The 23,787-nt window shown below is 68.8% G+C and carries 28 protein-coding genes; 10 read left to right on the plus strand and 18 right to left on the minus strand.

Annotation, left to right across the window (positions count from 1 at the left end):
- Positions 1-2: 2 nt before the first annotated feature.
- The 8 genes from ACFXMV_RS00730 to ACFXMV_RS00765 all read right to left on the minus strand — a co-directional run bounded on the left by ACFXMV_RS00730 (position 3) and on the right by ACFXMV_RS00765 (position 9,911).
- Positions 3-1,718 carry an ATP-binding protein gene (locus ACFXMV_RS00730; RefSeq protein ID WP_378502704.1) on the minus strand — a complete coding sequence of 572 codons (1,716 nt, stop codon included), beginning with the start codon at positions 1,716-1,718 and terminating at the stop codon, positions 3-5.
- A 183-nt stretch (positions 1,719-1,901) separates the two neighbouring features.
- Positions 1,902-2,546 (minus strand): DUF6308 family protein, encoded by a 645-nt coding sequence (locus ACFXMV_RS00735; RefSeq protein WP_378499119.1) that lies wholly within the window; start codon positions 2,544-2,546, stop codon positions 1,902-1,904.
- A 42-nt stretch (positions 2,547-2,588) separates the two neighbouring features.
- On the minus strand, positions 2,589-4,097 hold the full coding sequence (locus ACFXMV_RS00740) for a flavin-containing monooxygenase (RefSeq protein ID WP_378499120.1): 1,509 nt from the start codon (positions 4,095-4,097) through the stop codon (positions 2,589-2,591).
- Between the two features lie 106 nt (positions 4,098-4,203).
- Complete coding sequence (locus ACFXMV_RS00745) at positions 4,204-6,405, minus strand: acyl-CoA dehydrogenase (protein ID WP_378502703.1); 2,202 nt, start codon at positions 6,403-6,405, stop codon at positions 4,204-4,206.
- Between the two features lie 13 nt (positions 6,406-6,418).
- Positions 6,419-7,288, minus strand: a complete 870-nt coding sequence (locus tag ACFXMV_RS00750; RefSeq protein WP_378499122.1) for an SDR family oxidoreductase — start codon at positions 7,286-7,288, stop codon at positions 6,419-6,421.
- A 39-nt stretch (positions 7,289-7,327) separates the two neighbouring features.
- A complete protein-coding gene (locus tag ACFXMV_RS00755; RefSeq protein WP_378499123.1) occupies positions 7,328-8,212 on the minus strand; it encodes a MaoC/PaaZ C-terminal domain-containing protein in 885 nt (294 codons plus the stop codon).
- 5 nt (positions 8,213-8,217) lie between these two features.
- On the minus strand, positions 8,218-8,649 hold the full coding sequence (locus tag ACFXMV_RS00760) for an SRPBCC family protein (RefSeq protein WP_378499124.1): 432 nt from the start codon (positions 8,647-8,649) through the stop codon (positions 8,218-8,220).
- Between the two features lie 59 nt (positions 8,650-8,708).
- Positions 8,709-9,911 carry a lipid-transfer protein gene (locus tag ACFXMV_RS00765; RefSeq protein ID WP_378499125.1) on the minus strand — a complete coding sequence of 401 codons (1,203 nt, stop codon included), beginning with the start codon at positions 9,909-9,911 and terminating at the stop codon, positions 8,709-8,711.
- Positions 9,912-10,005: 94 nt separating this feature from the next.
- On the opposite strand from ACFXMV_RS00765, the gene ACFXMV_RS00770 reads away from it, so the two are divergent.
- The 5 genes from ACFXMV_RS00770 (at position 10,006) to ACFXMV_RS00790 (ending at position 13,339) form a co-directional block, all read left to right on the plus strand.
- Positions 10,006-10,704 carry a TetR/AcrR family transcriptional regulator gene (locus tag ACFXMV_RS00770; RefSeq protein ID WP_378499126.1) on the plus strand — a complete coding sequence of 233 codons (699 nt, stop codon included), beginning with the start codon at positions 10,006-10,008 and terminating at the stop codon, positions 10,702-10,704.
- 91 nt (positions 10,705-10,795) lie between these two features.
- The gene (locus tag ACFXMV_RS00775) at positions 10,796-11,473 is read left to right on the plus strand and encodes an energy-coupling factor ABC transporter permease (RefSeq protein WP_378499132.1); all 678 of its coding nucleotides are present in this window, start codon (positions 10,796-10,798) and stop codon (positions 11,471-11,473) included.
- A complete protein-coding gene (locus ACFXMV_RS00780) occupies positions 11,470-11,817 on the plus strand; it encodes a PDGLE domain-containing protein (RefSeq protein WP_378499127.1) in 348 nt (115 codons plus the stop codon). Before ACFXMV_RS00775 ends, ACFXMV_RS00780 begins: the two co-directional genes overlap by 4 nt.
- 2 nt (positions 11,818-11,819) lie before the next feature.
- Positions 11,820-12,584 (plus strand): cobalt ECF transporter T component CbiQ, encoded by a 765-nt coding sequence (cbiQ, locus tag ACFXMV_RS00785; protein WP_378499128.1) that lies wholly within the window; start codon positions 11,820-11,822, stop codon positions 12,582-12,584.
- Positions 12,581-13,339: an energy-coupling factor ABC transporter ATP-binding protein gene (locus ACFXMV_RS00790; protein WP_378499129.1), complete on the plus strand. Its 759-nt coding sequence runs from the start codon at positions 12,581-12,583 to the stop codon at positions 13,337-13,339. Before cbiQ ends, ACFXMV_RS00790 begins: the two co-directional genes overlap by 4 nt.
- A 102-nt stretch (positions 13,340-13,441) precedes the next feature.
- On the opposite strand, the gene ACFXMV_RS00795 is transcribed toward ACFXMV_RS00790, so the two are convergent.
- Positions 13,442-14,014, minus strand: a complete 573-nt coding sequence (locus ACFXMV_RS00795; RefSeq protein ID WP_378499130.1) for a hypothetical protein — start codon at positions 14,012-14,014, stop codon at positions 13,442-13,444.
- A gap of 195 nt (positions 14,015-14,209) precedes the next feature.
- Here ACFXMV_RS00795 and ACFXMV_RS00800 point away from each other — a divergent pair, with 195 nt between their 5' ends.
- Entirely contained in the window at positions 14,210-14,677 is a 468-nt protein-coding gene (locus ACFXMV_RS00800) for a MarR family winged helix-turn-helix transcriptional regulator (RefSeq protein WP_378499131.1), read from the plus strand.
- Positions 14,678-15,055: a DUF5313 family protein gene (locus ACFXMV_RS00805; protein WP_378502702.1), complete on the plus strand. Its 378-nt coding sequence runs from the start codon at positions 14,678-14,680 to the stop codon at positions 15,053-15,055. It begins immediately after the preceding gene.
- 12 nt (positions 15,056-15,067) lie between these two features.
- Here the strand turns inward: ACFXMV_RS00805 and ACFXMV_RS00810 are convergent, their stop codons facing one another.
- Both ACFXMV_RS00810 and ACFXMV_RS00815 read right to left on the minus strand, forming a co-directional pair.
- Positions 15,068-15,376 carry a rhodanese-like domain-containing protein gene (locus ACFXMV_RS00810; RefSeq protein WP_378502260.1) on the minus strand — a complete coding sequence of 103 codons (309 nt, stop codon included), beginning with the start codon at positions 15,374-15,376 and terminating at the stop codon, positions 15,068-15,070.
- Positions 15,377-15,466: 90 nt separating this feature from the next.
- On the minus strand, positions 15,467-16,204 hold the full coding sequence (locus ACFXMV_RS00815; RefSeq protein WP_378502258.1) for a lysophospholipid acyltransferase family protein: 738 nt from the start codon (positions 16,202-16,204) through the stop codon (positions 15,467-15,469).
- Positions 16,205-16,350: 146 nt separating this feature from the next.
- Between ACFXMV_RS00815 and ACFXMV_RS00820 the strand changes: the two genes are divergently transcribed.
- Entirely contained in the window at positions 16,351-16,788 is a 438-nt protein-coding gene (locus tag ACFXMV_RS00820; RefSeq protein WP_378502701.1) for a 6,7-dimethyl-8-ribityllumazine synthase, read from the plus strand.
- Between the two features lie 94 nt (positions 16,789-16,882).
- Here the strand turns inward: ACFXMV_RS00820 and ACFXMV_RS00825 are convergent, their stop codons facing one another.
- The 5 genes from ACFXMV_RS00825 to ACFXMV_RS00845 form a co-directional block, all read right to left on the minus strand.
- Entirely contained in the window at positions 16,883-17,857 is a 975-nt protein-coding gene (locus tag ACFXMV_RS00825) for an alpha/beta fold hydrolase (protein WP_378502700.1), read from the minus strand.
- 88 nt (positions 17,858-17,945) lie between these two features.
- Positions 17,946-19,376, minus strand: coding sequence for a lipase family protein (locus tag ACFXMV_RS00830; protein ID WP_378501716.1), 1,431 nt, complete (start codon positions 19,374-19,376; stop codon positions 17,946-17,948).
- 171 nt (positions 19,377-19,547) lie between these two features.
- Positions 19,548-20,192, minus strand: a complete 645-nt coding sequence (locus ACFXMV_RS00835; protein WP_378501714.1) for a TetR/AcrR family transcriptional regulator — start codon at positions 20,190-20,192, stop codon at positions 19,548-19,550.
- Positions 20,193-20,201: 9 nt separating this feature from the next.
- Positions 20,202-20,534, minus strand: a complete 333-nt coding sequence (locus tag ACFXMV_RS00840) for a hypothetical protein (protein WP_378613116.1) — start codon at positions 20,532-20,534, stop codon at positions 20,202-20,204.
- Positions 20,479-21,318, minus strand: a complete 840-nt coding sequence (locus tag ACFXMV_RS00845; RefSeq protein WP_378502699.1) for an alpha/beta hydrolase — start codon at positions 21,316-21,318, stop codon at positions 20,479-20,481. The genes ACFXMV_RS00840 and ACFXMV_RS00845 overlap by 56 nt, the downstream gene beginning before the upstream one ends.
- 71 nt (positions 21,319-21,389) lie before the next feature.
- On the opposite strand from ACFXMV_RS00845, the gene ACFXMV_RS00850 reads away from it, so the two are divergent.
- Together ACFXMV_RS00850 and ACFXMV_RS00855 are read left to right on the plus strand one after the other, a co-directional pair.
- Positions 21,390-22,328 (plus strand): DUF5996 family protein, encoded by a 939-nt coding sequence (locus ACFXMV_RS00850; protein ID WP_378499028.1) that lies wholly within the window; start codon positions 21,390-21,392, stop codon positions 22,326-22,328.
- A gap of 25 nt (positions 22,329-22,353) precedes the next feature.
- Positions 22,354-23,211, plus strand: coding sequence for a DUF6929 family protein (locus tag ACFXMV_RS00855; protein ID WP_378499029.1), 858 nt, complete (start codon positions 22,354-22,356; stop codon positions 23,209-23,211).
- Positions 23,212-23,231: 20 nt separating this feature from the next.
- Here ACFXMV_RS00855 and ACFXMV_RS00860 read toward each other — a convergent pair whose 3' ends face one another.
- Together ACFXMV_RS00860 and ACFXMV_RS00865 are read right to left on the minus strand one after the other, a co-directional pair.
- Entirely contained in the window at positions 23,232-23,531 is a 300-nt protein-coding gene (locus ACFXMV_RS00860) for a type II toxin-antitoxin system PemK/MazF family toxin (protein WP_378499030.1), read from the minus strand.
- Entirely contained in the window at positions 23,531-23,764 is a 234-nt protein-coding gene (locus tag ACFXMV_RS00865; RefSeq protein WP_378499031.1) for a YlcI/YnfO family protein, read from the minus strand. The genes ACFXMV_RS00860 and ACFXMV_RS00865 overlap by 1 nt, the downstream gene beginning before the upstream one ends.
- Between the last annotated feature and the right edge of the window lie 23 nt (positions 23,765-23,787).

Below are 23,787 nucleotides of genomic sequence, written 5' to 3' on the forward strand. Positions count from 1 at the left end.
ATTCATCGGGACGGAGGCGTCCGATACGCACGGTTGCGACTCGTCGCCGGCGCCGTCGCCTCGATAACCCCGGCGTCCACGAGGTTTCGGAGCAGTGGCCGTAGCGCGTTTGCCGAGGTGCCGATCGCATCCGCCAACTCTCGAGCGGACATGGTCCGTCCCGTTGACAGTTCCTCGACGATCTTGGCCTCGTTCCCTTTCCTCGCTGCATGGACCGATGGCCGAACGGCAATCGAGTATCGGCCGGCCATTTCCAGGACCAGTCCGTCCGCCACAAGTCCTTCGAGTGCTTCTTGCGCGACCGTCGTGTCGATTGCCAGCTGCCGACGAAGTTCCGACACCGTGACGGTGTCCAGATGGTGCATCAACGCAAGCGCGCATTCCTGCTCGCGACTGCGCTCACCACCGCCCAACGAGTCGAGCCACGCACGTGTCTCCGGGTTGAGCAGGCCGAACCTGTCGAGGGTGACGACGAACTGCGATGCGGTGCTGGTGAATCGAGGGGCGGGCAAGCCATTGCGCGTCATCTCGCCCAGCATCCTCGGGATTCCGGATCCCGCGTTCTCACAGACAGATTCGTCACGATCGCGGAATGGCACATCCGTGAGCAACCGCGCGAGTACCTGATTTCGCGATTGTGAGCCCCCCTCAAAGATGTGCTCGACCCCCCTGCCACCCCACAGACCGCCGGGGCTGTGGATCTCGAGTCGATCGGGAAACAGCTCGACGCGTACCTGATCGCCGAGTGCGTGCGCACTGTAGTCACGATGTGTCACCGCGTTGACGATGGCCTCGCGAATCGCGTCGACCGGGATCTCGGGGACATCTTCGGCGCCGGCACCGCGAGAGACCCTTCGAACACGCAGGTTTCGGAGGATCGCCCTGACCGCATCGTCGATCATGTCGGGAATCGGCCCCTCGAGGACGGCTCGGTCCCACATGCGTTCATCACCGACCACCACCGACTTCTCACGGCCGGGATAGGACACGAACCCGACCATGAGCTGTGGAAAGAACTGCTGCGGAAAGCTCCCCAGAGTGAGCAGCCCAGCAAGTGTTGGCGCCCCTGTGGCACGATCGACCACTCCGATGCGCTCAAGGACCTCATTGTCTGTGGTCGTGCCGGCCAGCGCCCGGGGCCTGGTGGCACGGAGTCGAGCGATTGTCCTCGAGACCATCTGCGGGTCCAGATCCGCAACGCGCGCCTGTTCCACGGGATTCTTGTCAGCCGAGCTGGGTACCGTCAGATTCGACAGCTGAAACACCGAGTACGTATCCATCCGATGATCACCGTCCCCGAGCCGCAGGTAGCTGCCCCGATCCTTGCCCTGCTCAGTGACAAAGCACGGCTTTTCGTCCGCGGGCAACTCGTCGACCTCGGCAACGACCACCATCGCACCCTCGAACTCGAGTTGGTCGACGTTCAGGGCGGGCGTCGGCATCAGCGGGCCGGGAACGTCCCGGGTTCCGCGTGGGCGCGCCGCCTCCTTCACCTGCTCGAGCACCCTCGATGCATTGAACCCCGGTACCGGCGCGAATCCCGCCTTCTCGTCCAGCCCGAGGATGATCAACCCGCCATCGGTGTTACTGAAGGCGCTGATCGTCGGCCAGAGACTCTTGCCGACCTTGTCGGCTGCCGACTTGACCTCGACTTTCGCCGTATCCGTCCCGGCCCGCCGGAGGGTCTCGACAACCGCGGCCAGCTCCTCCGTGTCCACACGATCACCTCTCACTCCATACAGTGACCGCATCAGTATATACATTGACGCCGTCACTATAGACATTGAGGGAGAACCACTATATAGAGTGACCAACTTTGGTGAAGAGTGACGATCAGCCGGGATTCATATCGCGGGCCCTGCGTCTCGATTCGTCATCGATCACATCGGAAGTCGCCGAGGTCAGTACCCCTTGCCCTGCATCCAGGCCAATACGTCCAGGACTCGCAGCGCGGGTACCGATTCTCCCAGTCCCGCACGCTGCCGTAGATCGTCCAATCGGTGATGCAGCTCGCCGTCGCGGTGGCGGAGCGCATATCGCACCGGCTCCAGGTGCGCCTCCCTCGTCCCGAGCTGCCTCCCGACTACGTCGTCGTAGATCGGGTTGAGCCGCGGACGTTTACGCGCAATGAGTTTCGACGCGATGGTGCGGCCGATCCCGTGAACCTCTCGCAGCGCCGTCTCCAGCCGCCACACAGGCGAATCCGGCGTCATGGCTTCGGACTCGTCGACGAGGTCCCGGTCCGGACCGACCTCGGCGAGCAGGCGATTGAGCTCGGCGCTCCGGTCCCCGAGCAGGATGAAGGCTCCCTGCGCCGGAACCTGCACCGACAGCAGGGTGATCGCCACGAGGTCGTCGGACGTGAAGGTGTCGACATCGGCCGCGCGCCTGCCGCTGGGGTCCCACGAGTCCCACCGCGCGCCGGTCCGTAGGTGGCCCGTCTTGATCACCGGGCGGGTGAAGTACTCCCGCAACACGTCGATGGCCGCGGCGTCGTCCCCGTCCCGCAGCACCCGAGGCAGCCGGATCGGCAGGTCGTCACTCATCCTTCGCCTCCTGAGTTGCCGTTGCCCGCGCCCGGCTCGCCGTCACTCCCCCGCCGCGTACGACCTCATCGTATAGTCGTCCAGCGGGAAGCTCGTCGCCTCCCGGAATGCGTTGACGGTCGAGGTCGGCCGTAGGATCGCCGCCTCGCCGTGCTGGTTGAAATAGTAGCTGCGCGAGGTCGAGCAGCTCCCTCGGTAGAACACGGAATCGCCGAGCTTCGCGGTCATCCGATCGAGGAATTCGGCGTTCGCCTGCTCGGTCACCTCGAAGACGTCCGCGCCCCGCCGCTCGAGCTCACCGAACAGCCGGGCCATGTGCGCCATCTGTGACTCGATGGTGGTGAAGTACGACAGACCGCTGTACGAGTACGGGCTCGCGAGCGTGAGGAAGTTCGGGAAATGCGGCACCGCAACGCCCTCGTACGCCTGGAACCGATTGTCCCGCCACCACTTCCCCAGGTTGCGCCCCTCCCGGCCGAGAACCTCGATCGCCGGGAAGTTCACGTCCCACAGGTTGAAGCCGGTGGCCAGGATCAGCGTGTCGATCTCGGCCCGCGTCCCGTCGACGGTGACGATCGCGTTCGGCTCGATCCGCTCGATGGTGCCGGTCTCCAGGTGCACGTGCGGCCTGGTGAACGTGCGGTAGTAGCTGTTGGAAAAGGTCGGCCGCTTACAGCCGAAGTCGTAGTCCGGGGTCAGCTTGCGGCGCAGCTCCGCATCCCCGACCTGGGCCCGCAGGTGCGCACGCGAGGCCGCGGCCGCCGCCTTGTTCAGGATCTTCGCCTGCCTGAAGTGCAGCACCGCGCTCACCATCAGCAGCTCGAGCGCGGACGCACTGACCGCACGGGCAGCCCTCTGCGCCAGCGGAATCCGCGCGAACAGCTTCTGCACCGGTCCGGGGATGGGCACATCGACCTTCGGCACCACGTAGATCGGGGTGCGCTGATACACCGTCAGCTCGGCAACCCGGCGGGCCACCTCCGGGATCAGCTGCACGGCCGTCGCCCCGGTCCCGATGATGGCCGCTCGCCTGCCCGCCAGGTCGTAGGAGTCATCCCACGCCGTGGTGTGCACGACCTTTCCCGCGAACGATTCGATGCCCGGGATGTCCGGCAGGTGCGGCTGCGACAGGAAGCCGGTCGCGGTCAGCAGGTACCTGGCGGTCACCTCGCCGCCGTCGCGCACCGACACGACCCAGCGCTGCGCGTCTTCGTCCCAGCGGGCGCCCTCGACCGCCGCACCGAAGCGCATGTGCCTGCGCAGGTCGTACTTGTCCGCGACGTGGCCGGCATACCTCTCGAGCTCGGCCCCCGGCGCGAACAGCCGCGACCAGTACGGGTTCGGTTCGAACGAGTACGAGTAGCTGACGGACGGGATGTCGACGGCCAGACCCGGGTAGCGGTTGACGTGCCAGGTGCCACCGAGCGCGCCTTCCCGCTCGAGGATCAGCAGCTTCGTCAGACCCATCCGTTTGAGCTGGATCGCGGCACCCATCCCGCCGAATCCGGCGCCGACGATCACCGCGTCGTACTGTGCACCCGCATCCACCATGTGTCCTCCAGGAGTCCAACTCCAGTATCGCCCCATGCGCACAGCGCCGGGGGTGCGGACACGGAGTCCCCCCACTCCGTATCCGCACCACTGCGGCGCAGCCGCCTCAGTCCCGGGGCAGCCCCAGCATCCGCTCACCGATCACGTTCAGCTGCACCTCGGTGGTGCCGCCGTAGATGGTGGTGGCACGGCCGGCGATGAGCTGTTCCATCGCCTTGTCGCTCGGCTCGCCAGGCACCGCGACCGTGCCCGCCGCACCCAGCTCGGCGACCACGAACTCCGAGATCGCCTGCCCCAGACCCATGCCCAGCAGCTTGCCGACGGACGAGGTGGTGCTCACGTCCGCGCCCGAGAGCTGCTTGAGCACCACCCGCGACCCGATCAGGTCGATGGCCTGGCTCTCGGCGATCAGCTCGCCGAAGCGGTACTTGCCGACCGGGCCAAGCTCCCGACCGCCGACGAACGCCATCAGGTCGGAGTCGCTGGCGTAGGCCTCCATCTTCTGGCTCAGCGCAACCCGCTCACCGGCGAGGGTGGTGCGGGCGACGTGCCAGCCGTCGTTGACCTCGCCGATCACGTTCGCGTCCGGGATGAACACGTCGTCCAGGAACACCTCGTTGAACAGCGCCGAGCCGGTCATCTCGCGCAGCGGCCGCACGGTCACGCCCGGGGTCGACATGTCCAGCACGAAGTACGTGATGCCCTCGTGCTTCGGCTTGCTCGGGTCGGTCCGGGCGATGAGCATCGCCCAGTCCGCGAACTGCGCCACCGTGGTCCAGATCTTCTGGCCGGTGATCTTCCACCCACCGTCGACCTTCTCCGCCTTGGTGCTCAGCGCGGCCAGGTCCGAGCCGGCGCCCGGCTCGGAAAACAGCTGGCACCACACCAGGTCGCCGCGCAGGGTCGGGACCACCAGGTCCTGCTTCTGCTGTTCGGACCCGTGCCCGACGACCGCGGAGACCGCCCAGCCGCCCATCAGCAGCTGCGGCATCGCGATCCCGGAGGCCTTGATCTCCTGCGAGATGACGATCTGCTCCAGCGGACCGGCACCGCGGCCGTACGGCCCCCGCAGATGCGGCTGCACCCACCCGCCGTCGCCGAGCGCGATCAGCTGATCGTCCTCGTCGTCGATCTCCGCGATCGGGGCCAGCTCCGCCCGCACCGCGGCCCGGATGGTCTCGGCCTCCTCCGGCAGCTCCAGCACGGAGGCCCGGGTGACCCCGGCCAGCGCCTGCTCCGCCACCCGATTCGCCCGCTCCTCGCGGGTGCCGAGCACGCCCCGAAGTGCCAGCGCGCGACGGTAATACAGGTGCGCGTCGTGCTCCCAGGTGAACCCGATGCCGCCGTGCACCTGGATGCAGTCCTGCGCCACCTGCACCGCCGAGTCGGCCACGATCACCGCGGCCACGTCCGCCGCGAAGTCCGCGGTGTCGTCACCCTTGTCGAGCGCCGACGCCGCATCCCACACCACGGCGCGGGCCTTCTCCAGGGCGATGCCCATGTGCGCGCACTTGTGCTTGACGCCCTGGAACTGGCCGATCGGCCGGCCGAACTGCACCCGCGTCTTGGCGTACTCGGACGCCGTCGACACGCACCACGACATGATGCCGACGGCCTCCGCGCCGAGCACCACCGCGGCGATGGCCCGCACCCGCTGCCCGCTCAGCCCGTCGAGCACCCGCTCGGCCGCCACCAGCACACCGTCCGCCTCGACCCGTGCCGACCCGCGGAGCACGTCGATGCTGTCCTGGCCGGTCACCGTCACGTCCGCCGAATCGACTACCAGCCAGCGAATCTCGTCGCCCACGAGGGCGGGCAACAGCAGCACGTCGGCGTGCTCGCCGCCGAGCACCGCATCGGTTCCGCCACTCAGCCGGTAGCCGTCCGAATCGGGTTCCACGTGAAACGCGGTACCCAGCGCGACCGCCGCGGTCCGGGACCCGTCGATCAGGCCGGGCAGCACCTCGATGCCGATCTTCGAATCCGCGGCCGCGAGTACCGCGGCGGCGAGCGCGGTCGGCACGAACGGGCCCGGAGAAATGGTTCGGCCCAACGCCTCCAGCGCCACCGCCAGGGTGAGCAGGCCGGCGCCGTGGCCACCCTTCTCCTCCGGAACCGCGAGCCCCAGCAGGTCCTGACCGACCAGGGCCTGCCAGAACTCCGGGAACTTGGCCTCGGACTTCGCCTCGACCGCGGCGCGGACCTGCTCGGTGGTGATGGTCCGCTCGGCGAACGCGCTCACCGAGTCGGCCAGCGCCGCATGCTCCTCACTCAGCCCGAGTCCGAGCTCATAACTGTTGCGTGCCATGACGTTCCCGCCCTCAGCCCAGTCGGTTCGCGAGGTCGTCGATGGTCCAAGGCCCCTCGGACTCGATGGTGTTCACGTCGTGCCAGCCGGCGAGCTCGGTGATGCCGCCGCCCTGGACCGCGTACACCTTGCCGGTGAGCTTGCACTCGGCCGACGCCAGGCGCGCCACCAGCGGCGAGATGTTTGCCGGGGCGAACGCGTCGAACTCGCCCTCGGGGACCTCGGCGGCGAACAGGGCGCCCATGCCGGGGGTCGCGAGGGTCAGCCGGGTGCGGGCGATCGGGGCGATCGCGTTGACCCGCACGCCGTAGCGCTCGAGCTCGTCCGCGGCGACCAGCGTCAGCGCGGCGATGCCGGCCTTGGCCGCACCGTAGTTGCCCTGACCGGCGTTCGGCATGAACGTGCCGGACGCGGACGAGGTGTTGATGACCGAAGCGTTGACCGTTTCGCCGGCCTTGGTCTGCGCCTTCCAGTACGCCGCGGCGTGGTGCAGGGTGGCGGCGTGGCCCTTGAGGTGCACGGCGATCACCGCGTCCCACTGACTCTCCTCCATGCCCGCGATGAACGCGTCACGCAGGATGCCCGCGTTGTTCACCAGCACGTCGAGGCCGCCGAATTCGCTCACGGCCTGCTCGACGAGCGCCTTGGCGCCGTCCCAGGTGGCGATGTTGTCGGTGTTCGCGACGGCCTTGCCGCCTGCCGCGACGATCTCGTCGACGACCTGCTGCGCGGGACCGGCATCGGAGCCGGAGCCGTCGTTGGCACCGCCGAGGTCGTTGACCACGACGCTCGCGCCCTCGCGCGCGAAGAGCAGCGCGTGCTCACGGCCGATGCCGCGTCCCGCACCGGTGACGATCGCCACCCGTCCGTCCAGGGTTCCCATTACATCTTCTCCTCAGTCATCGAAAGTTTCTGTGCCGACTCAGTTGTCGGAGATGACGGCCAGGCCGTCCTTGATCACCAGTTCGTCGCCGACAGTGGTCTCGAAGGCATACGCCCGTGAGTCCTTGTAGTCCGACACGGGGCCAGAAGGACTCACAGCCCAGAACCGGGTCGCGATGTCCTGCTCGGGCAGCACCGGCTTGGCGAACCGGACCGCGAGCCGCTTGAGCCGCTCGGTTTTTCCGCCTGCCAGCTCGGTCAGCGCGCCCCACGAGGTGAACGCCATCGTGCACAGGCCGTGGTTGATGATCCCGGGCAGTCCGGACATCCGGGCGATCTCGTCGTCCAGGTGGATCGGCATCGGGTCACCGGAGGCAGGCGAGTACCGGAACGTCTGGTCCTTGTCGATGTGCTGGAGGACCTTGGCTGCGGGAGCGGCAGAACGCAGCGCCTCGTCGAACCGGTGGCCGGGCGCCTTGTCGCCGAGGCCGGAACCCGCGTCGACCTTCCGGAAGAACGCCGTCATCCACTGCTCGTTGACGAGTTCGCCCTTGTCCGTGCGGGTCTCGACGTACACGACCACGGTCGAGCCGTTTTCCATGCCCTCGAACCCGATCGGCTTGGCCCGCACCACCAGGGTGTCGCCGGGGTAGATCGGGCGGTGGAAGTGGAAGTCCTGCTCGCCGTGCACCAGCTTCATCAGCAGCTCCACCGGGGCCACCGACAGCGCCGCGGGGGCCATCGAGAAGAACGCGGGCACCACCGCGAACACCGGCGGGGCGATCTCGCCGCGCAGGTGCCGCTCGATCGGGTCGTTGGTGGCCGCCGCGTACTCGGCGATCCGCTCGGCCGTGACCTCGAAGCGCTCCTCGTCGGTCCACTCGCCCAGCCCCGAGGTGTCGAATTCGACTGTGGGGGTAGTCATGCCGCTTAGCCGACCAGTTCGGCGAACTTCGCGAGGGAGGCCTCGAGGTCCGCGGCGGCGTTCTTGGCGACGGCCTTGCCGATGGGGCCGACGATCATGGTGCCCTTGAAGCTGGCGTCGATGATCGCCTTGGATCCCGCGCCCTCCGGTTCGACCTTGAGGGTGAACTCGACGGTGACGCCCGCCATGCCGGTGCCGGCGATCCTGACGAGGTTCGGCGCGTCGACCTCGGTGACGGTCCACTCGATCTTGTTGGCCATGCCCATCACCGAGACGACCTCGGTGAAGTTGGCACCCAGCTTGACCTCGGTGGGCAGCTCGCTCTTCCAGCCCTGGTGGATGGTCAGCCACTCCTCCCAGCGGGACAGGTCGGAGAGGGCCTCCCAGGTCTTCTCGGGGGCGGCGGGCAGGCTGGCGGAGACGGAAACGGAAGCCATGATGAAACTCCTTGCGGGTGAGTAGGTTTGCTATTCCTGAGGGGGATTTCGGAACTGGGTCAGCGGTCGGCCGGCTTGTACGCGGTCACGACGACCGCGCCGCCGAGGCCGATGTTGTGCTGCAGCGCGACCCCGGACTTGGTGGCGGCGGACGCCACCTGGCGCTTGTCGGCGGTGCCGCGCAGCTGCCAGGTCAGCTCGCTGCACTGGGCCAGGCCGGTGGCGCCGAGCGGGTGCCCCTTGGAGATCAGGCCGCCGGACGGGTTGACGACCCACTGGCCGCCGTAGGTGGTGGCACCGGCGTCGACCAGCTTGCCGCCGTCGCCCTCGGGGCACAGGCCGAGCGCCTCGTAGGTGAGCAGCTCGTTGGCGGAGAAGCAGTCGTGCAGCTCGATGACGTCGATGTCGGTGGCGCTGATGCCTGCCTGCTCGTAGACCTTCCGGGTGGCGACGCGGGTCATGTCGGCGCCGACCAGGCTGATCGCGCTCTTGTCGGCGAAGGTCGACTCCATGTCGGTGACCATCGCCTGGCCGACGATCTCGACGGCCTGGCCTGCGAGGCCGTGCTTGTCGACGAAGGCCTCGCTGGCCACGATCACCGCGCCGGAGCCGTCCGAGGTGGGCGAGCACTGCAGCTTGGTGAGCGGGCCGTAGATCCGCTTGGAGGCGAGGATCTCCTCGAGCGTGTACTCGTCCTGGAACTGGGCGTACGGGTTGTTGACCGAGTGCTTGTGGTTCTTGACGCCGATCTTGGCGAACTGCTCCTCGGTGGTGCCGTACCGCTCCATGTGCTCCTTGCCGGCCGCACCGAACATGTACGGCGCGGGCGGCATCGCGAACTCCTGCAGCTCGGCGAGCGCGAGCAGGTGCCGCATCATCGGCTGCTCGCGGTCGTCGTAGGTGGTGCCGAGCGAGCCGGCCTGCATCTTCTCGAAGCCGAGCGCGAGGGTGCAGTCCGCCTGGCCGCTCTTGACTGCCTGGGTCGCCAGGTACAGCGCCGTCGAGCCGGTCGAGCAGTTGTTGTTGACGTTGATGATGGGAATGCCGGTCAGGCCCAGCTCGTAGACGGCGCGCTGGCCGGAGGTGGACTCGCCGTAGACGTAGCCGACGTAGGCCTGCTCGACCTGGCGGTAGTCGATGCCCGCGTCCTCGAGCGCCTTGGTCCCGGCCTCGCGCGCCATGTCCGGGTAGTCCCACTCGCGGGCCCCCGGCTTCTCGAACTTCGTCATGCCGACCCCGACGACGAAAACCCTGTTGCCCATTTCCACTCCTGAATGAGAGACAAATCTGTCTGCGACACGCTGTCCCACTAAAGTAAGTGAGACAGAGTGTCCCGTCAATGACAAGGTCGGTAACATGACCCCGATGCCAGCCGAAACCGCGCGACGCGCCCCGACCGACGGGCGCGCCACCCGGTGGGACGACCACAAGGCGGAGCGCAGGGACCGGATCCTCGAGGCCGCCATGGACGCCATCAACGAGGGCGGCTCCGACGTGGGGGTGCAGCAGATCGCCGAGCGGGCAGGCGTGCCCCGGTCGGTCGTGTACCGAATCTTCAAGGACCGCGGCGACCTCGACGAACAGCTGCGCGCCCGAATCCTCGAACGCCTGATGGAGCACGTCACGCCTGGCCTCACGCCTGCGGGCACGATCGAGGAGGCGATCACCAGCGCCGTCGACAATTACCTGCGCTGGATCGTCGAAGCGCCGCGGCTGCACCAGTTCCTCGGCACCGGCTCGCCGAGCCACCGCACCACCGGGTCGCGGGTGGTCACGGGGACGAAGACGGCCATCGCGGTGCAGCTGACCGGGCTACTCGAGTCGGTGCTCCGATCCCTCGGCAAGGACTCCGACCTCGCGGAATCGCTGGCGTTCGGCCTGATCGGCCTCGTCGACGTGAGCGTCAACCGCTGGCTGAGCAACCCGCAGTCGGCACTGACCGTCGAGCAGCTGGCGGACTTTCTCAGCGTCTCGATCTGGCAGGTGCTCGACGGCAACCTGAAGAAGATCGGGGTCACCATCGGTCCCTCGACCCGCCTCAGCGACCTGACCTGACGCGCCCTCGCTTCATTTGAACAACTGAGCAAGTGTTGAGGCGAGCCGATATGCTGCCCGGGTGAACAGCCCCAACGACGCGTTCCTCGCCATGCACATGAGCGACGGCCTGGTAGACGCGCCGATCTCGTTGCTGTTCGGCGTCGTCGCGGTGGCGGGCGTCGCACTGGCCGGATGGAAGGCCCGCGCCGAATTGGACGAGCGGACCGCACCGATGGCGGGACTGGTGGCCGCGTTCATCTTCGCGGTGCAGATGGTGAACTTCCCGATCCTGCCCGGCGCCAGCGGCCACCTGCTCGGCGGTGCCCTCGCCGCGATCCTGGTCGGCCCCTACACCGGCGCGCTGTGCGTGGCCATCGTGCTCGTCGTGCAGGCGCTGCTCTTCGCGGACGGTGGCCTCACGGCGCTCGGCACCAACATCACCAACATGGCCCTGATCGGCGTCGGGGTCGGCTACGCGGTGGCCGTCGCGCTGCGACCCCTGCGACGCAGGTTCGGCGATGCAGGCCTTGCCGCGCTGGCTTTCGTTGCCGCGCTGGCGAACACACTGGCTGCCGCGTCCGGATTCCTGCTCGAATACGCGCTCGGCGGCGTCGGCCACACCTCACTCGACACGGTCGCCTGGTACATGCTCGGCACCCACACCCTGATCGGCGTCGGCGAGGGGTTGATCACCGCGCTCACCGTCGTGGCCGTCGCGAGGGCTCGGCCCGACCTGGTGTACCTGCTGCGCACCGCACCCCGACGGCTCGCGGAGATGCCGGCATGACATCCCGAAGGTCCTGGTTCCTCGCCGGTTTCGCCGTCGTCGCCCTGTTCATCGCGGGTGTGGTCAGCTATCTCGCCAGCTCGAGCCCCGACGGGCTGGACTCGACGACCCTGCGCGGCTGCACGATCACCTCGACGGAGGCGGGCGAGGAACTGACCGGCAACTGCATCGCACAGAGCGCCGGCGAGCACCACCTCGCCGGCGGCCCGCTCGCGGACTACGCCCTCGCCGGCAACGACAGCCTGTCCGGGATCGCCGGAATCATCGGCGCGGCAGCGACGTTCGCGGTCGCGGGTGGCCTGTTCTGGCTGATCGCGCGTTCGAACCACACCCGCAAGACCTGACGATGGGCGCAGGCCACGCCCACCCGCTGTACCGCGCGGGCGACTCCCCGGTGCACCGGTTACCCGTCGAGGTGAAGATCGTCGCTGCGACGGTCGGGGTGTTCGCGGTGGTCGCGACCCCCCGCGAGCAGATGTGGGCCTTCGGCCTGTATGCCGTTGTCCTGCTTGCGGTGTGGCAGGTCGCCCGGATCCCGTTGCGCTGGATCGCGCCGCGGATGCTGATCGAGGTTCCGTTCGTGGTCCTCGCGGTGCTGCTCCCGTTCAGCGAGGGCGGTGAGCGCGTGCACTGGGCCGGACTCTCCCTCTCCGTCGCGGGCCTGTACGCGGCGTGGGGCATCCTCATAAAGGGCACGCTCGGCGTGCTAACGTCGCTGACCCTCGCGGCCACCACCCCGGCCGCCGACCTGCCGCTGGGCCTGACCCGGCTGCGGGTGCCCGCTCTCGTCACCACCGTGGTCGTGCTGATGTTGCGCTACGTGGATCTGCTTGCCGCGGAAGCGAACCGGATGCGGATCGCCCGAATCTCCCGCGGCGACGACCCGCGCACCCTGCGTCAGCTCGGCGCCACCGCGCGCGGGGTGGGCGGGCTGTTCCTGCGCACCTACGAGCGCGGCGAGCGGGTGCACCTGGCGATGGCGTCGCGTGGTTTCACCGGCGCAATGCCGGACCTCGGCACACCCGCCGCCACCGCGCGCGGCTGGCTGGTCGGCCTCGCCCCCGCTCTCGGCGCGGTCGCCGTCTGCCTGGCTGCGGTGATGGCGGGATGAGCTTTGACACAGCGGTGACCGCCGCGGTGCGCGTCACCGGCCTCGGCTACGCCTACCCCGACGGCCGCGTCGCGCTGCGCGGGGTCGACCTGGAGGTCGGCGTCGGCGAGCGGGTCGCGCTGCTCGGCCCCAACGGCGCGGGCAAGACCACGCTGATGCTGCAGCTGAACGGGGTGCTCTCCCCCACCGAGGGCGTCGTCGAGATCGGCGGCACCCCGGTCGAGCGGCGCACCCTGCGCGAGGCCCGGCGCCGGGTCGGCATCGTCTTCCAGGATCCGGACGACCAGCTGTTCATGCCGACCGTCGCGCAGGACGTCGCGTTCGGTCCGGCGAACTTCGGCGTCACCGGCGACGAGCTGCGCGGGCGGGTGTCTGAGGCGCTGGCCGCGGTCGGCATGCGCGAGCACGCCGAGCGGTCTCCGTCGCACCTGTCCGGCGGGCAACGTCGGCGGGTCGCGCTGGCCACGGTGCTGGCGTGCAGGCCCGACGTGCTGGTGCTCGACGAGCCGTCCGCGAACCTCGACCCGGTGGCCCGGCGGGAGCTGGCCGAGGTGCTGCTCGGCCTGGACACCACCCTGATGCTGGTCACCCACGACCTGCCCTACGCCGCGCAGCTGTGCGCCCGCGCGGTGATCATCGACGACGGCAGGCTGGTCGCGGACGGCCCGGTCCTCGAACTGCTCGCGGACGCGGAGTTGCTGGCCCGGCATCGGCTGGAGCTGCCGTGGGGGTTCGAGGTCCCGCGCGGCGGCTGACTCCCGCCGAGAGTGCACCTATCGGGGCATCGCGCGAGAGGACGGGACGGTAGATGCACGCTCGGCGCACACCTCGCGCAACGACCACCTCGACGGGTTTGATCAGCCGTCTGTCGATCTTCTGGGCCACGAGTACCAGGCGACGCCGCAGAAGGCGGCCAGCATGACCAGGTCGGCGACGAACGCGATCGGCGTCGACCGGGTGACGCGGGCCACGGGAAACGCGACTGCCGCGGCACACACGAGCGCGGCGCACCACTCGGGCGTCAGCCTCGTCCGCCACAGCATCGCGCCGAGAATGAGCAAGGCGAAGGGAAATGTCGGACCGGCGATCAAGAACATGATCGTCCCTGCCAACGGATAACTGTCGAACGCTGCGAGGGACGACGAGTCGTTCACGCCGAACACACTCTCGAAGAAGCCCTGCAGTCCGAATGCGACGGTGCCGAACATTCCGATCAACACGAGCAGCATCCACAGTCCCGATACGACCGGCAGATGCGGGCGGAGACGGAGGTACTGGCCGATCAGTCCGTACACCCATGGCACTGTCGCCACGGCGATGAGGATTCCGCCGGTGACACCGTAGTGACCGTCGACCCAGAACAGCGGCGACAGAGCGAAAATCGCCGGTCCAACAACGAGTCCGAGGGTCTCCAACCTTTGAATGACCACGGCCCGATGGTAGCTAGGGGGCGTCGGCGTCGGGCGCATTGCTGTTCTCGGCGATTGCCGTGTTCGTGAAGCGTCACACACCGATGCGCGTCGTGATCACGAGGCGGCCCGTTCGAGGAGGATGCTCGTGTGAACAGGACATCGCACGCTCGACCAACTAGTTAGTGCACGATCTATTCGGGTACGATCTACTGCATGTCCGCCGTCGAACAGTCACAGGATGTCGACCCGCTCGCCCTCGACCGCCAGGTCTGCTTCGCGCTGGCCGTCGCCAACCGCGCGGTGCTCTCTGTGTACCGGCCGCTGCTCGAGCCGATGGGCCTGACGCATCCGCAGTACCTGGTGATGCTGGCGCTCTGGGGCGAGGCGCCGATGTCGGTGAAGGCCATCGGCAGCGCCCTGCAGCTCGACTCGCCGACCCTCTCGCCGCTGCTCAAGCGGCTCGAGGCGTCGGGCCTGATCACCAGGACCCGCAGCAGCGAGGACGAGCGGCAGCTGGTCGTCGAGCTGACCGAGCCAGGGCGGGCGCTGCGATCCCAGGCCGAGCTGATCCCGGCCGCGGTGATGGCCCGCCTCGGCGTCGGGCTGCCCGAGCTCGAGGAGCTGCACGACGTTCTCACCCGGATCAACCGGGCCGCACTCACGGCAGGAGCACTGGACTAAATGACCGCCACCCGACCGAACCCGCTGCAATGGATCGCCTACGCGTGCGGCGCCAAGCTGCCGGCGTCGATGAACGACTGGGTCCGCAACGACATCACCGGCGACCACTACGTCGTCCGGCACCTGGTGCGGGCGATGGTGCCGTTCATCCCGCTTTTCGCGATCTTCATGCTGTTCCCGGGGCCGCTGTGGCTGCGGGCGTCCATGGTGCTGCTCGGCGTCCTGCTGGCCCTGTTTTATTCGGTGGTCTACATGCACCAAAACCGGGCGCGGCGACTGCAGAAGAACGGCCTGCCCGTCGACCTGGACAACCCCCGGCGCCGGGCCGCCCGGGAGGCGGAGGAGGACGCCTACCGCCGCCTATGGGCGGCGCGGTAGGCGTCCGTCGGGCTACGCGCCCGAGGCGACCGACCGGCCGGAGCTGATCCAGGCGTCCGTGCCGCCCGCGACGTTCACCGCGTTGATGCCCGCCGCCCCGAGCAGCGAGGCGCCCTGCGCGCTGCGGCCGCCCATCGCGCAGATCACGAAGACGGTCGGCGCTGCGGGCACCTCGTCGATGCGGGCGACGAGCTCACCGAGCGGGATCAGCCGGACCCCCGGCACGTGCCCGCGGGCGTACTCGTCGGCTTCGCGCACGTCGATCACCGGCGCGCCGGCGGCCAGGGCGGCGTCGAGCGCTGCCAGATCCACTTCCTGCATGAGGTTCCTCTCCTCGTCGAATGCGCCGATCATACCCAAGGGGGTATCACAGGGGTCGGCTCCGTGACGCAGCGCTCACTAGCGCGAGGCTCAGTAACGTGCGACAGCGCCGTCCACCGCACCCTGCAGCCCGTCGGCCACCAGGCGCGCAATGTCTGCCGGCTTCTCCGGGACGTCGGCGACCGGGGTGTCGAGGTAGACGCTCGCCCGCGTCACCTTCCCGGACACCGGCCCATAGCTGATGCCCATGTAGACCAGGACCGGCCGGACCCCGAGCTTCACCGCCCGGCTCATGATGTGGCCGATCCCGCTGCCGACCCTCTGCAGCCGGGTGGGGTCTTCCTCGTTGCAGGTGCCTTCCGGGAAGATGGCCAGGTCGTCGCCGCGCCGCATCCGCTCGGCGCACACGTCCATCATCCGCTGACCGGCCGCGTTGACCGCGCGCATGCCGTGGTTCTTGCCCCGGAACACCGGGATGCCGCCCATCAGGTCCACCCGCTCGCGGCGCTTCGGCTCGAGGAACAGCTCGTCCTTCGCCAACACCCGGGTCCGGCCGATCGCCGGGCGCAGCGCGCTGGCCCACGCGGCGGCGGCCACCGTATACGGATCGCTCTGGCTCAGGTGGTTGACCGCCAGAACCAGCCGGGAGTCCGACCGCACCAGGGCCCGGACCTGCTCCTTCGCCCCATCCGCATAGGTCACCCGGGGCCGGAACTTCAGTGCGAGCAGCCCGTAGGCGGCCCTGGCGGCCAGCCGATTCTGCTGGTGCCGCAGGTAAAAGTCGTACACCTCGTCGCAGTTGTCCAGCGCTACCTCGGGCTTGTCCATGTCCACACTGTACGGAGAGAACGCGAACCGCGCCGGTCACGGTAATTCCCTTGCGTGACAAGCAATTTCATCCCACACCGCCTACGATCGAAACTGAACGCGTGTCCGGATAGCCACGCCTGGGTGGGCCGAACTAGCATCATGGAATGAGCATCGCCTTCGTTCAGTCCACGTGGCACCGACCCATCGTCGACCGAGCACGAGACGCCTTCGTCACGCAATGGCGGACGCTGGGCCACACGTCCGGCGAGATCGAGTTCTTCGAGACCCCCGGGGCCTTCGAGATCCCGCTGCACGCCCTGCGGCTCGCCCGCACCGGCCGGTTCCGGGCCATCGTGGCCGCCGGACTGGTCGTCGACGGCGGCATCTACCGGCACGAGTTCGTCGCGTCCGCAGTGATCGACGGGCTGATGCGGGTCCAACTCGACACCGACGTCCCGGTCTTCTCCGCCGTGCTCACCCCGCACCACTTCCACGAGACCGAGGACCACACCGCCTTCTTCGCGAACCACTTCGACAAGAAGGGCGCGGAGGTCGCGCAGGCCTGCTCCCTCACCCTGTCCTCGCTGGACGCGATCAAGTAGCCCGCACCCGCACCTCCCGACCCGCACCTCCCCAATGTCACACTCGTTCGCGTCATGCGAACCGGTGTGACATTGGGGAGGTCGGGGGACCGGTTCAGTCGGATAACCCGCCCAGGAACTCGAGCATCGCCGAGTTCACCTCGGCGGGCTTTTCCATCTGCACGAAGTGCCCGGCGTCCGGGATCACGTGGGTGGAGACCAGGCCGGGCACCAGCCTGCTCATGGTCGCGAACGGATCGCTGCCCATCATCTCGAGCACCGGATCCTTGGCCCCGGCAATGAAGGTCACCGGCACCTCCACCGGCCGCTCGTGCAGCGACTCGTTCTGCGCCCAGACGGCGTCCTCCGCGCGGTACCAGTTCAGGCCGCCCGTGAACCCGGTCCGCTCGAATTCCTGTACGTAGTAGTCGAATTCGTTCTCGTCGAGCCAGGACCAGGGCAGCGCGGGCGGCTCGGGAAGCACGTCCAGATAGCCGTTGCCCTCGGACGGGAACTCCCAGCAGTCGAGGTAGCGGTTCGCTCCGCTGAGCGCGTGGAAGATCTTGGCCAGGAACGCCCGGGCGTTGTCCCCGAGCTCCCGGTCCGCGACGCCCGGCTCCTGGAAGTAGTGCACGTGCGCAAAGTGCTTGGACGCCAGGTACTTGAACCCGACGCTGGGCTGCACCGGCAGTCGCGGCGCCCGCGGGACGCTCAGCTGCATCAGCGCGGATACCCGGTCCGGCGCCCAGGCCGGCAGGTCCCAGGTCAGGTGCGCACCAAAGTCGTGGCCGGCGAACACCGCCCGCTCGATGCCCAGTGCGTCGAGCAGGCCGACCATGTCGCCGACGGTGTGCGGCCGGTCGTAGGCGGACGCAACCGCCGGCGCGCTGGTCCGTCCGTAGCCGCGCATGTCCGGGGCGATGACGCGGTAGCCGGCGGCGGAGAGCGCCTCGATCTGGTGGCGCCAGCTGAACCAGAGCCCCGGGAAGCCGTGGCAGAGCACCACCGGATCGCCCTCGCCCTGATCAGCGAATTGCATCTCGATCCCGTTGACCGCGACGGTCCGGTGCGTAGGCTGCCCCATGCTCATTCCTCCTCGCAGGCAACGGGCAGCACGCCGCTGCCGTGGATCGTCGCCGCTATCGGCAGTTCGCCACCCTACTAGCGGGCCGAACTCCTCAGGCCCCGATCGGCTTTCCGAACAGACCGGCGACCGCCTCGCCCACGACCTGCACCCACACCGGCCACGTCTTCTGGTCAAGCGCGATCGATCCGACGTCGGTGGTGCTGCACCCCTGCTGGGCAGGCACACCGGCGAACCGGTCCCGCAGCCACAGGATGACGCTCGGGACGGCGGCCACCTCAAGGCTCAGGTGCTCGCTGAAATGGTCGCGTGTGTAGGTCACGCTCGCCGACGGGTCCTGGCAGTAGGTCTCGACCAGCTTGTTCACCGGGCCGACCGGAACGAGCCAGTCCGGGTTCGACTGATAGATGTACATGGGCATGTCGGGCACCGACGTCCCCATCGCCGTCCGCGCGAGGGCCTTCTTCGCGACCGGATTCTGCAACGGATCGCCGCCGTCGAAGAATCCCTTCAGATTGAGGAACGGCGCCAGCGACGAGTTCCACGCCACGCAGAGGTTGTCCTTCGCCGCGAAGAGCGCGCGGCCGACCGGGTTGATGCGCTCATCGACGAACGCCGCCAGCTCGGGGTCCTCGCGACTGACACCGATCACGCCCGAGGCGACGATGCCGGCGCCGAGCGCATTGTTCGCGTTCTCGACCAGCGCGCCGAGGTCCGCGGCGACGCCACCCTCCGCGGCGCCCACGATGTCGAGTTCGGGTGCATAGGACTGGCGGAGCTCGGCCGCGTGTCCGGTCGGGATCGACCCGCCCGAGTAGCCGACCATCCCCACCTTCGTCGACGGGCCGTTCAGCTGCATCGGCGCAAAGTTCTCCGCGGCCCGGATACCGTCGAGGGTGATCCGCCCCGCCACGGGACCGGCGGCGAAGGACGAGTTCGGTCCCTGATGGTCGGGAACGACGACGGCCCAGCCCTGCGCCAGCGCGGCCTGCACCTCCAGGAACTGCGCGCCCGAGGTGACGGCACCGGTCAGCAGCCACGGCACCGACGCTTGTTGCATCACGTACGACGGAGCGCAGTAGCGCCCGAGCGAGTCCTCGGCCATCTGAAACGACAGCAGCGGGCGCGGCGCCCCGTCCTTGGTTCCGCCGCGGGGCTTGATGACCGTGGCCACCGCGGGGATCGCCTCGTCCCGACCATTGTTCGACCGGTACGAGACCTGCCAGGCATCGACATTCAGCGGAATCACACTGAGGTTCGCCAGATGGACCTGGCGGGCGGCGATGATCTCGCCAGGCGCCTTCGACGCCACCACCTCGGCGGGCGGGCTGTAGAACTCCGCGTCGAACTCGGGGATCTTCGGCGGTACCGGAAAGGGCAGGGGCGGTTGCACGGCGACCTGTGGCGATACCCCAGGGACACCTTCACTTGCCGGCGCACCGAGCGCTGGAGCGGAGAACGCGACCAGCCCCAACGCCGCCACCGTGGCCACCACGCACACCCGGCGCAGCCCCCGCCCGAACATCCTGTCCCCTGCCATGACGGCGCCCTCCCCGTGCCGGTGTCCATGATCGTGGTCCGCGCCCCGGCCCGGGTCTCGCAAGCGAACCACGTGAAGTTAGATACATGTGTCTAACTTTGCTCGCACGACTGTAGAGCGCTGTGTGCCAAATGACAATGGCCGGAGTGAAATGACCTAGGTCTCGGAGGCGTCGCGCGCCAGCGCACTCAGCAATGTCGTCATCACCTCGACGAGACCGGCGACGGGGGGCCGCGGATCGGTGGTGCTCCACTGGTGCACCAGCGCGGTGAGCGCGCCGATGAAGGCCGTCGCGGCCAACTGGTACCCGCCCGGCGGTTCGAAACCCTCGCCGACGACACCCCTCAGTGTCGACTCGAAGAACCCGGCCCAGACCACCCGCTGGTCGAGTCGATGCTGCTCGACGCGGGGGCTGACGCCGACGATGTCGACGTACGAGATCTGCGCTCGCCGGGGGTCCGCGCCGATCGATTCGACGAAGGCCGCCATCGCGGCCGCGACGAGATCGCGCAGCTCCGGCGAGGCCACCTCGGCGAGCGCCGCGACCATCGCCTCCCTGGCATCGGCCTGGATCTGGTCGTAAAGCGCGAGAAGGAGATCCTCGCGGCTGGCGAACTCGGCGTAGAACTGGCTCCGCGCAAGCCCCGCGGCGGCGCAGACATCGGCGACCGAGCTTCGCGCGTAGCCCTTTTCGGTGAACACGGCGAGCGCCGCAGCGATGAACTGAGTTCGCCGTTCTGCCCTGCGGGCCGTCACCGGTCTCCCGCCGTACTGTCGCTCCACCGCACTCACCGCTTCCACCCCACCAGACTAGGACCAGCAGGCGCGCGTCCCGATTCCCGAACTACGCATCCGGCGCCGCTGGTGGCCGCCTGCGTCGACGCCGGTGCGGACCGCCAGTGCCGCGGCGGCCCCGGCCAGACTGCCCTCGAATTCACGCCGGAACCCGTTGGGGCCGAGCGCGGTCAGCGAGTACCGGTCCCCCGGGACGGCGACGGCGGTGGAGGCCGAACCGGAGACGTCGAAGTGCTGCGGAGACGGGAGCTGCGACCCCCGAGACGGGCGCCGCCACGAACTTCGGGTCCGCTCAGGACCGCAGGCGCGGCTCCAGCCACTCGACCACGTCGTCGAGCACCTGGTCACGCTCGGGCTCGTTGAAAACCTCGTGGTACAGGCCCTCGTACTCCGTGTACGTCAGGTCCTCCGAGCCGGCGATGTCGGCGATCATCCGGCTGCCGTTCACGTTCGCCAGCCCGTCCTCGCTGCCGTGCAGCAGCAGCAGAGGAACCCGGAGCGTCGGCAGCCTGTCGGGCAGCGACTCGGCGTTGACGATCATCCCGCGGGCGATGCCTGCGGGGACCTTGCCGTGGTGCACCAGCGGGTCGGCGTTGTAGGCGGCGACCACGGCCGGGTCGCGGGAGACCAACGCGGCGTCCAGCGACTCGACGGGCACCCGCGGCGCGAACCTGCCGAGAACCTTTCCCACCTCGACCACCACCCGCGGCACCCCGATCGTCACGTCCACGGCGGGGGCGGACAGGATCAGCCCGGCCAGGTCGCCGGGGTGGTCGAGCGCGTAGGACAGCGACATGGCCCCGCCCATGCTGTGCCCGAGCAGGTACTTGTCGAGCCCCGGATGCTCTGCGGTCGCGATCCCGAACAGCCGTCGCAGGTCGTCGGTGAAGTCCGACCAGTCCTTGAGCTCGACGCGCTTGCCGCCCGAGCGGCCGTGACCGCGGTGGTCGGGCGCGTACACCACCAGGCCCAACCCGAGCAGCCGCGCCACGACGTGGTCGTAGCGGCGGGCGTGCTCGCCGAAGCCGTGCGCGAGCACCAGCACCGCGGTCGGCTCCCCGTCCGGCGTCCAGACGTCGTAGTCGATCCGGGTGCCGTACTTGCCGGTGAACGAGGACTCGGTGTGGGCCACGGATCCGAGTGTAGGTGGCAGACTCGGGTACGCATCGACGATTCCGGGGAGCATTCACGGAGGGAGACACGATGACCGAGACGACGGCGACCGACGCGTGGCCCGCGCTGCGCCTCGACGACTGGACCGCCACCCGCGACACCCTGCACATGTGGACGCAGATCATCGGAAAGATCCGGCTGGTGCACGCGCCGCTGCTCAACCACTGGTGGCAGGTGACGCTGTACGTCACCGCCCGCGGGCTGACCACCTCGGCGATCCCGTGCGGTTCCGGGATCCTCGAGATCGAGTTCGACTTCTGCGACCACGAGCTGCGCATGCGGACCAGCGACGGCGGCGCGCGGCGGATCTCCCTCGAGCCGAAGTCGGTGGCCGAGTTCTACGCCCAGACGGTGGCGGCGCTCGGGGAGCTGGGCGTCGAGGTGCGGATTCAGGCCAGTCCCAACGAGGTCGCCACGGCGATCCCGTTCGCCGAGGACGAGGTCCACGCCTCGTACGACGCCACGGCTGCGAACCTCTTCTGGCGTCAGCTGGTGCAGGCGGACCGGGTGCTGACCCGGTTCCGGTCGCACTTCATCGGCAAGTGCTCGCCCGTGCACTTCTTCTGGGGCGCCATGGATCTCGCCTGCACCCGATTCTCCGGGCGCGGCGCCCCCACCCACCCCGGTGGAGCCCCGAACTGTGCGGACTGGGTGATGGTCGAGGGCTATTCACGCGAGCTGAGCAGCTGCGGGTTCTGGCCGGGCGGCGGCGAGGAGGGCGGCTTCTACTCCTACGCGTACCCGGCGCCGGACGGCTTCGCCGACCACCCGATCGGCCCGGCGCAGGCGCACTACAGCGCCGAACTCGGCGAGTTCGTGCTGCCCTACGAGGCCGTGCGCACCGCCGCCGACCCGGACGCGACGCTGATGGAGTTCCTGCAGAGCACCTACGACGCCGCCGCCGCGCTGGGGAACTGGGACCGTTCCGCGCTCGAAGCCGACCCCGCCCGCTGGGACCGGCAGAACTGAACAGCGCTCCCCTAGTGTGTTGACGGTGCGATCGGAACTCAGTGCCCGCCTCGTCGCGGTGAATCCCCTGCCCGGCGTGCGTGCGGGCTCGGCGCTGGTGCGCGTCGGCGCCCGGCTGCTTGCGGTCCAGGACGATGCCTTCTGCGCCGCCTGGATCGACCTGCCCGGTCTCGGCGTCACCCCGCTGCCGCTCAAGGGCGACGGTGCGGCGCTGGCCAAGAAGGACAAACCCGACTTCGAGGCGGCCCTGCGCGCCCCGGACGGCAGCGTCCACCTCCTGGGCTCCGGGTCACTGGAGAACCGGTGCACGCTCGCGCGGATCGACCCCGATGGCGCCGCCGTGACCCTGCGTGAGATGCCGGAGATCTACGAAAGCGTGCGGCGGGCACTGGATCTCGGCGATCGGCCCAACATCGAGGGGGCAGGGGTGGACGGCTCGCGGCTACGGCTGTTCCATCGCGGCGCCGGCTCCGCACCGAGCGCGAGCGTGGACCTGCCGGTGGGCGTCCTCGACGGCGATCGTCCGGAGGTGCTCGGGTTCAACCGGTTTGACCTGGGAACGCTGGACGGCGTCGGCTTGGGGATCACCGACGCCGCGATCCTCGGCCATGATCGCGCGGTGTTCCTCGCAGCGGCCGAGCAGACGGACGACGCCATCGCCGACGGCCCGGTCGCGGGCGCGGCGGTCGGCCTGATCGAGGGCGCGAACGGTCCGCTCGCCGTCCGTTGGACCCGTCTGCTGGAGTCCGACGGCAGGCCCAGCCGGCGCAAGGTGGAGGGCCTGGCCGTGGACGACGACCTGCGCGGCGGCTGGCTGATCACCGACCCGGACGACCCGGACCGCCCCGCCGAACTGTGCCGGGTCGCACTCGACGGGTTCTGAACCCGGACATTCCCGGCTGATCAGTCGAGGTCGAAGGCCGCCCGGATCGCCTCCGACAGCGCTTGCTCCTGCGAGGGCAGCAGATAGCCGAGGTGCCGGCCCAGCGCACCGACGGGGATGGTGACGATGTTGTCGCAGCTGACGACTGACTCGTGTTCAAGCCCGTTCCCCGGCCCAACCGCAACCTCGCTGGACAGACCACGGATAGTGCTGTTGATGGGCGCCACCGTGACCCGAGTCAGGTGCGGACGGACCAGTTCGCGGGTGAGGATCAGCACGGGCCGGGCCTTGTCGAGCTTGGCCATGGCGATCGGTCGCATCAGTCGAGATCCATCATCAGGTTCGCGGCGTAGTCGGCGAGCGAATCCAGATCCGGGTCGGCACCCGCGTGGGCGAGGATCGCCGCATCCCGGGCCGCGACCTGGCGCCGACGCTCACGCTCGAGCGCACGGATCACCACGGAGGCTCGGCTGGGTGCCCGGTGCTCGTTCACCTCGGCATCGACGAACTCCATGATTTCGTCGGGCAGACGAACCGCGATCTGCTTGCTCATACCAAAACGGTACCAGTATGGGA

The sequence above is a fragment of the Rhodococcus sp. NPDC059179 genome (genome assembly GCF_042754885.1).
Taxonomy (GTDB): domain Bacteria; phylum Actinomycetota; class Actinomycetes; order Mycobacteriales; family Mycobacteriaceae; genus Rhodococcus_G.

Bases quoted from the DNA above. Each gene is read 5' to 3' on its own strand.
- ACFXMV_RS00735 (WP_378499119.1), bottom strand. From the start codon at position 2,546: ATGAGTGACGACCTGCCGATCCGGCTGCCTCGGGTGCTGCGGGACGGG.
- ACFXMV_RS00740 (WP_378499120.1), bottom strand. From the start codon at position 4,097: ATGGTGGATGCGGGTGCACAGTACGACGCGGTGATCGTCGGCGCCGGA.
- ACFXMV_RS00745 (WP_378502703.1), bottom strand. From the start codon at position 6,405: ATGGCACGCAACAGTTATGAGCTCGGACTCGGGCTGAGTGAGGAGCAT.
- ACFXMV_RS00750 (WP_378499122.1), bottom strand. From the start codon at position 7,288: ATGGGAACCCTGGACGGACGGGTGGCGATCGTCACCGGTGCGGGACGC.
- ACFXMV_RS00755 (WP_378499123.1), bottom strand. From the start codon at position 8,212: ATGACTACCCCCACAGTCGAATTCGACACCTCGGGGCTGGGCGAGTGG.
- ACFXMV_RS00760 (WP_378499124.1), bottom strand. From the start codon at position 8,649: ATGGCTTCCGTTTCCGTCTCCGCCAGCCTGCCCGCCGCCCCCGAGAAG.
- ACFXMV_RS00765 (WP_378499125.1), bottom strand. From the start codon at position 9,911: ATGGGCAACAGGGTTTTCGTCGTCGGGGTCGGCATGACGAAGTTCGAG.
- ACFXMV_RS00770 (WP_378499126.1), top strand. From the start codon at position 10,006: ATGACCCCGATGCCAGCCGAAACCGCGCGACGCGCCCCGACCGACGGG.
- ACFXMV_RS00775 (WP_378499132.1), top strand. From the start codon at position 10,796: ATGCACATGAGCGACGGCCTGGTAGACGCGCCGATCTCGTTGCTGTTC.
- ACFXMV_RS00780 (WP_378499127.1), top strand. From the start codon at position 11,470: ATGACATCCCGAAGGTCCTGGTTCCTCGCCGGTTTCGCCGTCGTCGCC.
- cbiQ (WP_378499128.1), top strand. From the start codon at position 11,820: ATGGGCGCAGGCCACGCCCACCCGCTGTACCGCGCGGGCGACTCCCCG.
- ACFXMV_RS00790 (WP_378499129.1), top strand. From the start codon at position 12,581: ATGAGCTTTGACACAGCGGTGACCGCCGCGGTGCGCGTCACCGGCCTC.
- ACFXMV_RS00800 (WP_378499131.1), top strand. From the start codon at position 14,210: ATGTCCGCCGTCGAACAGTCACAGGATGTCGACCCGCTCGCCCTCGAC.
- ACFXMV_RS00805 (WP_378502702.1), top strand. From the start codon at position 14,678: ATGACCGCCACCCGACCGAACCCGCTGCAATGGATCGCCTACGCGTGC.
- ACFXMV_RS00810 (WP_378502260.1), bottom strand. From the start codon at position 15,376: ATGCAGGAAGTGGATCTGGCAGCGCTCGACGCCGCCCTGGCCGCCGGC.
- ACFXMV_RS00815 (WP_378502258.1), bottom strand. From the start codon at position 16,204: ATGGACAAGCCCGAGGTAGCGCTGGACAACTGCGACGAGGTGTACGAC.
- ACFXMV_RS00820 (WP_378502701.1), top strand. From the start codon at position 16,351: ATGAGCATCGCCTTCGTTCAGTCCACGTGGCACCGACCCATCGTCGAC.
- ACFXMV_RS00825 (WP_378502700.1), bottom strand. From the start codon at position 17,857: ATGAGCATGGGGCAGCCTACGCACCGGACCGTCGCGGTCAACGGGATC.
- ACFXMV_RS00830 (WP_378501716.1), bottom strand. From the start codon at position 19,376: ATGTTCGGGCGGGGGCTGCGCCGGGTGTGCGTGGTGGCCACGGTGGCG.
- ACFXMV_RS00850 (WP_378499028.1), top strand. From the start codon at position 21,390: ATGACCGAGACGACGGCGACCGACGCGTGGCCCGCGCTGCGCCTCGAC.
- ACFXMV_RS00860 (WP_378499030.1), bottom strand. From the start codon at position 23,531: ATGCGACCGATCGCCATGGCCAAGCTCGACAAGGCCCGGCCCGTGCTG.
- ACFXMV_RS00865 (WP_378499031.1), bottom strand. From the start codon at position 23,764: ATGAGCAAGCAGATCGCGGTTCGTCTGCCCGACGAAATCATGGAGTTC.